12 protein-coding genes and 3 tRNA genes are annotated in these 10,107 nt (G+C 51.2%); 14 read left to right on the forward strand and 1 reads right to left on the reverse strand.

Features of this window, described 5'->3' with window-relative positions; translation table 11 throughout:
• Nucleotides 1-108 precede the first annotated feature (108 nt).
• The 10 genes from ACO0K8_RS08605 to ACO0K8_RS08650 all read left to right on the forward strand — a co-directional run bounded on the left by ACO0K8_RS08605 (nucleotide 109) and on the right by ACO0K8_RS08650 (nucleotide 8,582).
• A complete protein-coding gene (locus ACO0K8_RS08605) occupies nucleotides 109-558 on the forward strand; it encodes a hypothetical protein (protein WP_422946244.1) in 450 nt (149 codons plus the stop codon).
• A gap of 272 nt (nucleotides 559-830) precedes the next feature.
• A complete protein-coding gene (locus ACO0K8_RS08610; protein ID WP_422946245.1) occupies nucleotides 831-1,085 on the forward strand; it encodes a hypothetical protein in 255 nt (84 codons plus the stop codon).
• Complete coding sequence (locus ACO0K8_RS08615; protein WP_422946246.1) at nucleotides 1,085-1,642, forward strand: MAPEG family protein; 558 nt, start codon at nucleotides 1,085-1,087, stop codon at nucleotides 1,640-1,642. Before ACO0K8_RS08610 ends, ACO0K8_RS08615 begins: the two co-directional genes overlap by 1 nt.
• 495 nt (nucleotides 1,643-2,137) lie before the next feature.
• Nucleotides 2,138-2,635, forward strand: coding sequence for a YfbM family protein (locus tag ACO0K8_RS08620; protein WP_422946247.1), 498 nt, complete (start codon nucleotides 2,138-2,140; stop codon nucleotides 2,633-2,635).
• A gap of 386 nt (nucleotides 2,636-3,021) precedes the next feature.
• Nucleotides 3,022-3,699: a hypothetical protein gene (locus tag ACO0K8_RS08625; RefSeq protein ID WP_422946248.1), complete on the forward strand. Its 678-nt coding sequence runs from the start codon at nucleotides 3,022-3,024 to the stop codon at nucleotides 3,697-3,699.
• Nucleotides 3,699-4,388 carry an ABC transporter ATP-binding protein gene (locus tag ACO0K8_RS08630; RefSeq protein ID WP_422946249.1) on the forward strand — a complete coding sequence of 230 codons (690 nt, stop codon included), beginning with the start codon at nucleotides 3,699-3,701 and terminating at the stop codon, nucleotides 4,386-4,388. The genes ACO0K8_RS08625 and ACO0K8_RS08630 overlap by 1 nt, the downstream gene beginning before the upstream one ends.
• On the forward strand, nucleotides 4,385-5,617 hold the full coding sequence (locus ACO0K8_RS08635; RefSeq protein ID WP_422946250.1) for an ABC transporter permease: 1,233 nt from the start codon (nucleotides 4,385-4,387) through the stop codon (nucleotides 5,615-5,617). Before ACO0K8_RS08630 ends, ACO0K8_RS08635 begins: the two co-directional genes overlap by 4 nt.
• Nucleotides 5,618-5,630: 13 nt before the next feature.
• A complete protein-coding gene (locus tag ACO0K8_RS08640; RefSeq protein ID WP_422946251.1) occupies nucleotides 5,631-6,407 on the forward strand; it encodes an outer membrane lipoprotein-sorting protein in 777 nt (258 codons plus the stop codon).
• 9 nt (nucleotides 6,408-6,416) lie between these two features.
• Nucleotides 6,417-7,730, forward strand: a complete 1,314-nt coding sequence (locus ACO0K8_RS08645) for a hypothetical protein (RefSeq protein WP_422946252.1) — start codon at nucleotides 6,417-6,419, stop codon at nucleotides 7,728-7,730.
• A 105-nt stretch (nucleotides 7,731-7,835) separates the two neighbouring features.
• Complete coding sequence (locus ACO0K8_RS08650) at nucleotides 7,836-8,582, forward strand: MgtC/SapB family protein (RefSeq protein ID WP_422946253.1); 747 nt, start codon at nucleotides 7,836-7,838, stop codon at nucleotides 8,580-8,582.
• 58 nt (nucleotides 8,583-8,640) lie between these two features.
• On the opposite strand, the gene ACO0K8_RS08655 is transcribed toward ACO0K8_RS08650, so the two are convergent.
• Nucleotides 8,641-9,123, reverse strand: coding sequence for a cache domain-containing protein (locus ACO0K8_RS08655; protein ID WP_422946254.1), 483 nt, complete (start codon nucleotides 9,121-9,123; stop codon nucleotides 8,641-8,643).
• Nucleotides 9,124-9,397: 274 nt separating this feature from the next.
• Between ACO0K8_RS08655 and ACO0K8_RS08660 the strand changes: the two genes are divergently transcribed.
• From ACO0K8_RS08660 to ACO0K8_RS08675, 4 genes are all read left to right on the forward strand, one after another.
• A tRNA-Tyr gene (locus ACO0K8_RS08660) sits at nucleotides 9,398-9,482 on the forward strand.
• A gap of 34 nt (nucleotides 9,483-9,516) precedes the next feature.
• Nucleotides 9,517-9,590: transfer RNA gene (locus ACO0K8_RS08665), tRNA-Gly, on the forward strand.
• Nucleotides 9,591-9,628: 38 nt separating this feature from the next.
• Nucleotides 9,629-9,703, forward strand: a tRNA-Thr gene (locus tag ACO0K8_RS08670).
• Nucleotides 9,704-9,773: 70 nt separating this feature from the next.
• The coding region (locus ACO0K8_RS08675) for a GTP-binding protein (protein ID WP_422946255.1) at nucleotides 9,774-10,107 on the forward strand (334 nt) is incomplete at its 3' end.

The following is a 10,107-nucleotide window of genomic DNA, read 5'->3' on the forward strand; positions in this document are numbered from 1 at the left end:
GTAAGAAGAGTCAACACCCATGCGGGTTTCAAGACGATGGAAACAAATGGTCTTTTTCTACTTGCTCGGTTAAGCTTGTAAAATTGAAATTAAAACACGGTAGCCGTCATGAGTTTTCCATCAATCACGGAAGTCCCCGATCTTTGGAATCAAGACGGTTCATTGCGGGATGTTTACTTTGTCGATACCGAGATGGAGCAGTGGAAGAAATTTCTATCGTTCGTTCAGGATTTTCATTACGAATATTCGTTTGATGGAAAAGCTCAAGAAATGTTATCCGCAGAAAGCATTTTCTTAAATCGTGAAGGCCACCATATTCTTTCACTTAATGTAAGTGGCGTCACAGTAAATTGTCATTTTTTTGTTGTAAATGAAATTGAACTTGATATTGATCCATGCGAAATAAAGGGGCAGTTTGAGCATGAGGCGATTCTGAAATTCATCGCGTCCTTGTCGAAGGTGATTGATCTGTCAGCAAGTCTCACGCCAGAAAATGGTTTTGATACGCCGTTTCTTTCTTTTGATAAAAATGAGCACTTATGGTCGATCCATGGCTAACTGGACTATCGACGGGAAGTCGCCAAAATTGTTTTACTTCTAATTACAACCGTGGCGGTGATCCCGGCACTTCAACGGTAGAGATGATTTTAAAATCAAATCCTGATATCGTCGGCTTGAGAGTTGAGCGTGCGCCGTGAAAACTTATAACATTGCACTCGGGATGTACTAGCTGAAAATGGGACAAGACATTTTATTATCCTGGACGGCCAGCCTTTCAGCTCAATCCTATACATCACACCAATGTTACATAGAACGGAGAGTTTAAAAAATTGGATAATCAAGAGAAAATAAACAAATCAAATTCCGTACCCGCTCGCATAGTGATAGTCGCTCTATTAGCGTGCTTATTGTGCGTTACTCTTTTCGCCTTTGGTACTTTAAATTCTGATGGTGTACTACATCAAATAATGTCCTATTGGTTTGGCCCTTATATCATTACAGCGGTTTGTTTTTCGGTGACTTTTTTTGCCGCTCAATTATTTGGTTTTAATATGAAATTAAAAAATGAGGGGCCGCAAAAATAATGCCTAACAAGTCATTCGTGACGGGCGCATCAATGGATAGCGCACAACGCGGCGTGGCAATTGGCGCGGCGGCGGCCTTCTTGATGGCGGCGGTGCTACTCGCCCTGGCTGCCATCTTCGGCGCGGTCTACTTAGTACTCAGCGCATCCCTGGAGTTCCGTTTAAAACTGCTGGCCGTCTCACTGATGGCACCGGCGGCTACATTGTTCATCTGTATCGCCCGATTGGCGCAGCATAGGTTCTTTACGCCAGAAGACATCAATGGCAGCGGCCTTACCGAGGGCAGCTCACGCGCCTGGCTGCTGCAAGCGCTACTGCAAAACACTCTGGAGCAATTGGCGCTCGCGTTGCCGGTGTATTTTGCTTGCGCCATCATCTTGCCTAGTCACTTCCTGGCGCTGATTCCTGCGGCCGCCGCGATGTTCTTTGTTGGTCGCCTGTTGTTCTACATAGGCTATGCAGGCGGTGCGGCGTCCCGAGCATTTGGCTTCGCTTTCACCTTCTACCCAACGGTGTTTTTAGGATGTGGCAGCGTCTATTTTCTGCTAAGACCGTAAGCCGCAAGCAGTAGGCGGCCAATCGCCGCAAGCGTCTTGCATGGTTTGCGATCTCAAAAGCAGCTCTGCCAGCGCGCATATCCCATGCGGGCTGCAGGCCTATGTGCCTGGAAAGGCGCATGGAATATGCGCTGTGGCGTTGCCTGTTTTGAGATTGCTAGTTGCGGTATAGTTGAAACCCATTTCGTCTTACCGGGTTCACATAGCTAGGGTGCTGCGCAACGCTGGTTCAGGATCAATAGCGGGTAAATTCGGCGAGTATGGTTTCACATGGTGCGCACGGCGCACCCTACGCAAGGATTACGAATGGTGAACTGATGGTCAAATTGCTAGCGCTATGGAAAGTGCATCGCTTACAATCTTCAGTGTGAGCGCCAAGTAGGCGTTTCAGTCCAACAAAGTTTATCCACCGCAAGCAGCTCGCGGATTTTATTTTTGCGTTCCGGTGCGGCGGATAAACGCTGTTAGTTAGGCCTCAAAAAATAGGAGTCTCATATGGGTATGGTTGCTTGCTTTGCACCGGTTGATGCAAAAATTATGGAACAGTTACAGTCTGACCCTGAACAGATAGAGAGTTTTCTATACCCAGACGATGGCGAAAGTGAGCCTTTTAATTACTTTGACGTTGATAAATCATGGCATTGTATTCATTTCATGCTTTGTGGTGAAGTCGACGCAGGGGAGTCTATATTGTCGTTGGCTATTCTAGGTGGTTCAGAAATTGGGGAGGATGTTGGTTATGGCCCCGCACGGATTATTGAGGCTAGCCAAGTTCGCGAAATAGCGAATGCACTTTCTCAAATTGACGGCGATACCTTCAAGTCCCGATACGAACCAAAAAAAATGCAAGACGCAGACATTTATCTTGCTGACATGTGCGTTCGTGATGGAGATGATGCGTTCGATTATTTACTGCAAAATTATATTGGCTTAGTCGGGTTTTACCAGGATGCGGCGAAGCGTGGCGATGGTGTAGTTGCCTGGCTATGTTAAGGGCTAACCAGACTTTTGAAAATGACGCGCGAATAAGTGCGCGTCTAGAATTTACTGATCGGCGTGCGCACCCTTCAATTTTGCGCAAGAAGGTTGAATAAGGCCATTACCCGCAATAACCCCAGGTCTAATCCACCGTTCACTATCTCACCAAGCACCCCTGCCACTGCGCATATTCCATGCGCTTCTTCAAGCACCTAGGCCTGCAGGCCGCGCCGGCTATGCGCGCTGGGCCATGCCGTATTTAAAATCCTTTCGCGCTGTTTTTGCTGCGCTTCACACCTTATTCCTGCCCTTGGTCGCTAGCTGGTGGCGATGCTGCGCTGCGCGCTTTACTCTTGCCAGGTTGGCTCATTTATTCAACCCTTATATTTCTGGAGTACAGCATGACAACTACATTCAACGCAGCAGTCGGAAAAAAATTTAGCATTTTGTTCGTCTTGATTTTGCTCAAACTGGCCATCAGCGCGGGCTTGTTTTTGGCGTTTGGCTCTAAAGCGCTGGCTTTTTCTGAGCCTGAGTTTCAAAGCGCTTTCCAGCAATTTATGGCCGCGCCCGGTTCTGAAGAGCAGGCGGCTGAGTCTTTTACAGCCTTGCTCAAGAAGGAGCCTGCGCATCCCTTATTGATGGCGTATGCCGGTGCCGCCACCACTAAATTGGCCAACACCACCATGTTCCCTTGGAAGAAAATGTCGTATGTGGAAGACGGTATGGCGATGTTAGACAAGGCCGTGCAACTGGCACAGGTGGCCGACCCCAAGTTATTGCATGGCGACACACCCTTGCCGCTGGAAGTGAAATTTGTGGCGGCCAATACCTTCTTGGCGGTGCCGGGTTTTTTGAATCGGGCGGAGCGCGGTAGCAAGCTGCTCAATGAAGTCTTGGCCGATGCGCAGTTTGAAAAAACTGCCAGCGGTTTTCGTGGTGCGGTGTGGATGCGCGCTGCCGGTCTGGCTGTGCAACAAAAGCGTCACGCCGACGCCAGGCGTTTTCTGGAAAGCGTGATACGCAGCGAAGCACCGCAAAGCGCCGCGGCCAAGGCGATGCTGAAAGAGGTGGCGTGATGCAAGCTGCCAGCAGCCAGGCAGCGGTGGTTGAGTTAAGAAATGTGTATAAATCTTATAGACTCGGCAGCCATCTGGTGCGTGCCTTGCAAGGGGTGGATTTATCGGTGCAGCGCGGTGAGTTATTGGCGCTGACCGGGCCTTCCGGCAGCGGCAAAAGTACCATCTTGAATTTGTGCGGCATGATCGATGCGGCCGATAGCGGTGAGGTCTTGTTGGGTGGCGTGTCTATCGCAGATCTGAATGAAACCCAGCGCACTTTGCAGCGGCGCGACAGCATAGGTTTTATTTTTCAGAGCTTTAATCTGGTGCCGGTGATGACGGTGGCCGAGAATGTCGATTACCCCTTGTTTTTGACAGGCGTGCCCTTAGCCGAAAGGCGTGAACGGGTGGCGGCGCAACTCAAGGCGGTTGGTCTGCACGAGCATGCCCAGCATCTGCCGGATGCACTGTCTGGCGGCCAAAGACAAAGGGTGGCGATCGCGCGTGCCTTAATCAAACGCCCCAGTCTGGTGATCGCCGACGAACCGACTGCCAGTTTGGATTCGCACACGGCTGATCAGGTGCTCGATTTGATGCGTGAACGCGGGCATGCCGAAGGTGCGGCCTTTGTCATCGCCAGCCATGATGAGCGGCTGACGCGGCGCAGCGACCGTATCGTGTCGCTGCTGGACGGGAGGCTGCAATGAGGGTCTTATTGTTCGATGCCAGCTGGCTGAAATTTGCTTTTTACAATGCGCTACGCAATCGTCGCCGTTCGCTGGTGACGGTGCTGGTGGCGGCCTTAGGCACTGCGGCTATTTTGTTGGCCGGTGGTTTTGCATATTCGTCTTACGAGGGTTTAGCGCAGGCGGCGGCGCGTAGTTCTGGCCACCTGGTGATTGCGAATCCTGCCTATTTTGTGACGGAAGAAGATCTGCCTTTGCAGCACGGCATAGCAAACGCGGCGCAATTGCAGGCCACGATTTTGGCCGACGCTGCGGTGCGCTACGTCTTGCCTAGAGTTGAGTTTACCGGCTTGATCAGCAATGGCGATAAATCGACCATCATGATGGCGGTAGGGATAGACCCCGATGCTGAATTCGCCGTGAAAGGGCCGTTTTTAAGCGTGAAACAGGGCGCGATTTTGGCCAGTAATGCGAGCCAGACCGAGATCGTTTTAGGCGGTGCGCTGGCGCGTAGTTTAAAGGCGACACCTGGCAGCAGCCTGACCTTGATGACCAGTACCACCGATGGCGCCTTAAATGCGCTCGACGTGGTGGTGAAGGGGGTGGTCTCGACTGGGATACCAGAGATGGATAAACGCCTGGTGTACACCGATATCAAGACCGCGCAAAAACTCTTGAACAGCAACAAGGTATCGAGCTTGGGGGTGTTTTTAAATTCTATGGAGGCAACCACTAGCGCGCAACAAAGGCTGGCGGCGGCCTTGCCGGCGATGACGGTGCAGAGCTGGCTGGATCAGGCTTTTTTCTATAAATCGGTAAGAGATTTGTATGACCGCATCTTCGGCGCACTCGGTCTCATCATTAGCGTGATTGTGGTGTTTGTGGTGGCCAATGCGATGGCGATGTCTATCATAGAACGCACCCGCGAAATCGGTAGTCTGCGTGCCATGGGCACCTTGCCGGGTCAGTTGATACGCAGCTTTTCTTTCGAGGGCATGTTGTTGGGCGGCAGCGGTGCGTTGGTGGGGGCCTTGCTGGCGCTGACTGTGGCCTTGCTGTTGACGCTGTTCCCGGTGCAGATGCCGCCGCCACCGGGCCGCTCGACCGGTTATCCCTTGATGGTGAGTATCGATGCCGGCCTGTATCTGGGCACGATCTTGATGATGATCCTTTTATCGATGTTGTCGGCTGCCTGGATCGCCAGGCACACCATGCGTCAGCCTATCGTGGTGGCGCTGGCCCACAATTAAACGGGAAAAAATGATGAAATTCTTTTTAAAAACAACGGTAATGGCCTGCGCTATGTTTTCTGGTGCGGCGCTGGCCGAGGATGTGGGCGCGTTGTTGACGGCGGCCGATCAGTTCCGCCTCGCTAGTGATGAGATGCAGGTAGAAACCCAAATTACCAGCTACAACCGCGATGGTAGTAAGGAAAAAGAACGTCGCTACCTGGTGTTCTCGCAAAAAAAGCACCAATCCTTGGTCTTGATGCAAAGCCCTGCAGAAGCGGGACAAAAGGTCTTGATGTTGGGCGATGATTTCTGGATGTTGCTGCCCGGTAGCCAGCGCCCCTTGCGGATTACGCCTATGCAAAAATTATTGGGCGACGCCTCTATCGGCGATATTGCGACCATGAGCTGGGCCCAGGATTACGAGGGTAAGTTAGTGGCAGAAGAGCAGTGCGAGCGAGTTGAGCAAGGGCTGGGCCAAGCTGCGGGCAACACGCAAGCCTGCCTGCATCTTAGTTTGGATGCGACGCGTAAAGCGGCGGCCTATCAACACATCGATTTGTGGTTGGGTAAGACTAAACATGAACCGATCAAGGCCGACCTCTATGTGCAGTCGGAAAAGCTGGCCAAACGCGCCAGCTTTATTCTGGATAAATCGCAAGTACCGGCAGTGGTCAGTGAGATGGTGTTGCTGGATCAATTGAGTAGCCACAAAGAGACCCGGGTGCGTTATCTGAGCCGCAAGCCGCGCAGCATCCCCGAGCAATGGCTGAACCCGATGTTTTTAGCCAAAAACCCTAGCTTAGAGTAAGGCGTGTATATGCTGAAGAAAACCGCCCTGTTGGCCACGTTCGCGCTGTTGACTGGCTACGCTGCAGCCCAGACCGTGAATGGCTCGGGCCAGTTACGTGCCTTAATGAGCCAGCAAAGTGCGAATCCAAAGAGCCCGCAACATCAGGCCAGCCAATTACGCGATGGCATAGGCGCGCCGCAGGCAGAGCAAGCCCAGCAGCTAGGCACGCTAGAGGCGGAGTTGCATTTTGGGACTAAAGGCATCAACGGGATTGCCACGCTGCAGGCGCAAAGCGATGGCCGTGGCAATAGCAACTCAGATGCCTGGTTAAATGAGTTAGTCGCGGCGTGGGGCGAGGGCGGCTGGCAGCTCAGCGCTGGTAAAAAAGTGGTGGAGTGGGATGTGGCATATGGCTTTCGCCCGAATGATGTGGTGCAACAAGAAAAACGCAGAAGCTTGATCGCGGTGAGCGCGATTGGCCGCCCCTTGCTGATGGCGGAGTATTTCGATGCGACGCTGGCGGCTTCTCTGGTCTGGGTGAATCCCGGCGTATCTGACTCAACTACTTCTGGCTCAACTACTTCTGGCTCAACTAATTCTAACTTGACTACTTCGGGCGGCATTCCGGATAAGGGTGAAGAGCAAGCTTTGGCAGGGCGTGTCTATTATCGCTTAGGCGCTTTGGATCTGCATGGTTTTGCGCGCTACGGCAAACACAGCGGCGCGAGTCTGGGAACGGCCTTGGCCTGGGTTGCCAGTGACGCGCTGGAGTTGCATGCATCCGCCCGCTATTTAAGACATAGCGATGGTTTGCTCATGGAAGCGCAGCCAGCTTTGTTGCTACTTGGTTCACCCTGGCATAGTGAGACCCGGAAGAATATCAGTCAGGTATTGCTAGGCCTGAACTGGAGTAATGAAGCGCAACATAGTCTGATAATGGAAGCATGGTGGGATGCTAGCGCTCCATCGCCGCAGCAGTGGCGCGCATGGAGTGCGCGCAATCTCCAGCTGTTAGCCGCTGCCCCAAAACTGGTTGGGCAAACGAGTGCGCTAGCCGGTAATTTGCAGGCGCAAAACCAATTGCTTTCCAGTTCCGCCAATTTGCACAGGCAGAATCTGTTTGCACGCTGGAGTTGGCAAAAGGCGTCCTGGCAGCCGGCTCTGGATCTGCTCTGGACCCCAGCCGACAACGGGCTCGTAACTACCGCGTCCTTGGGATGGCAAGGTGATCAGCTGCGCGTGGACGCGGGCTGGCGCTGGTACGGCGGCGCCGCTGATTCGGTATTCGCGCAATTGCCATTGCGTAAGCTGGCGTATGTCTCTATGACTTGGGCGTTTTGAGCCCAAACTGACTCACTTGCAGGAAAAGGTGAGAGATTTTTCACACTTAAGGAAAAGGGATTGTTACACTGGATTTATTATATAAATAATTTCAGGAGCATCGTCATGTTGACCTTTTCGACCTATGTCTCCACCTTCTGGTCCAGCACTGAATTAGACGCAAATATCATTATATTTTTAAATCTGGCCGGCTCCATGTTGCTAGGCTTCGTGGTCGGCTATGAGCGCTCCTACCATGGTCGGGCAGCGGGTATGCGCACCTACGGCCTGGTGTGTATGGCCTCAACCGCACTGGTGGTGATTACCGGCTATCCGGATTTTTGGTTCGGTGGTCGAGCGGCGATTCCGGTGAACCTGGATCCTTCGCGCACGGTACAAGGCATAGTCACAGGCATAGGCTTTCTGGGCGCCGGTATCATTATGAAGGAAGGATTTAGTATCAGTGGCCTGACTACTGCGGCTTCATTATGGGCTTCGTCGGCGATAGGGATTTTGGTCGGGGTAGGCTTCTACGCTGCCGCTATCTTGCTGGCGTTTTTGTCCGCTGGTTGCATGATTTGGGTGGTCAAGCTGGAATCCTGGTTGCCATCCAGACAGGCAGTAGCGATCGTGATGCAATTTAAAGCCGGATTCGAGGTGGAAGAGGCTGCAATACGCGCGCTCGCCTTGGCGCGCGGCTATGAAATCGCGACCGGTACAATTTGCATTTCGGCGAAAGAGGGTAAGACCGAGTGGCGCTTCGTGGCAGTGGCGCTAAATCGAAAATTAGCCACGTCCCTTAGTGTTATGTCGCAGGAATTAGGTAAATTTGAAGGAATTGATGCTTATCAATTGGCGCATGCCAGAAACTAAGCGCGGCAAGATTGTTTTGGATATGCGTTCCTTTTAACGCATATCCACACTTGCTAGCCTATTTGACGAAATAAGTTCCTACGCACACCATGGTGTCTCCCGCGCCACGTTCACAGTACGATTTTTTGAGTTCATAGCCCTGGCTATTTGGGTTGGTAAATTTATATGGACCATAAGTCCCCTTGGAATTTGCTTTCACCATATCGATCATGCCCTTGATGAAAGCATTGCCATCGCCATCCTTAATGGCGATCAGATTTTTCCCTATCATTTTGGGATTTGCACCCTGAGCCAGGCAGTTTCCTTCAAAATCATAGGCGAAGACATACAGATCCCTGTCCTTGAACGCACCATCGGGATGCTCGGTAAACACTTTGTATGCCTTCTCCGGTCCCGCAGATTTAACCAGTGCAACAGCTTTCTTGACCATCTCTTGCGCCTCAGCTTCTGAGCCACGCTCGCTCGCTGCCAGGCAATTACAACTTAAAGCCGCCAGCAACAAGGTACCGGATGCGACAGTGAGTAAAGGAAATTTGTTCATTTGCATAGACTCCTCTAGGTTTAGGGAAAGCGAATAAAGCGAATCCATTTTGCTACCGGAACTTATCTTAAGGGAGATAATTTTAATAAATGTCGCAGAATTGCAAACAATGATCTTAGTAATAAGGTAAAAAAAATGTAGAAAAGCTTGTGTATAAAAAAGAGCATGTTCTACACAGGTAAGCTTTCGCAAAAAATTTTCTAAATTTTATATCGCGATTGCATAAAGGTGTTGACGGGCAAGGGAAGTATCCCTATACTCTTGGATTCCCAATGGAGGGGTGGCCGAGTGGTTAAAGGCGACAGACTGTAAATCTGTTCTCTCTGAGTACGCTGGTTCGAATCCAGCCCCCTCCACCATTGGCAAGATTTTAGGCTTTTGTTTGTTGGCCGTGCGGGTGTAGCTTAATGGTAGAGCTGAAGCCTTCCAAGCTTATGACGAGGGTTCGATTCCCTTCACCCGCTCCAGTATTTATTTTGCGCATTTTTTTTGGTGCAAGTAATCTGCTCTTGTAGCTCAGTGGTAGAGCACTCCCTTGGTAAGGGAGAGGCCACGTGTTCAATCCACGTCAAGAGCACCAAGAATCGTTGTTGATCCAAAGTTGTCGGGCGTGTGCCTGAATATTCTCATAAATTCATTAGGAGTCTAAAATGGCAAAAGGTAAGTTCGAACGCACCAAGCCGCACGTTAACGTCGGCACAATTGGTCACGTGGATCATGGTAAAACTACATTGACTGCAGCGATTGCTACAGTGTTGTCGAAAAAATTTGGCGGCGAAGCTAAAGCTTACGACCAAATCGATGCGGCACCAGAAGAAAAAGCGCGCGGTATTACAATTAATACTGCTCACGTAGAGTACGAAACAGAAGCGCGTCACTACGCTCACGTTGACTGCCCAGGCCATGCTGATTATGTTAAAAACATGATTACTGGTGCTGCTCAGATGGACGGCGCAATCTTGGTTTGCTCCGCAGCTGATGGTC

This window comes from Undibacterium sp. Ren11W (genome assembly GCF_049340485.1).
GTDB lineage: Bacteria > Pseudomonadota > Gammaproteobacteria > Burkholderiales > Burkholderiaceae_D > Undibacterium.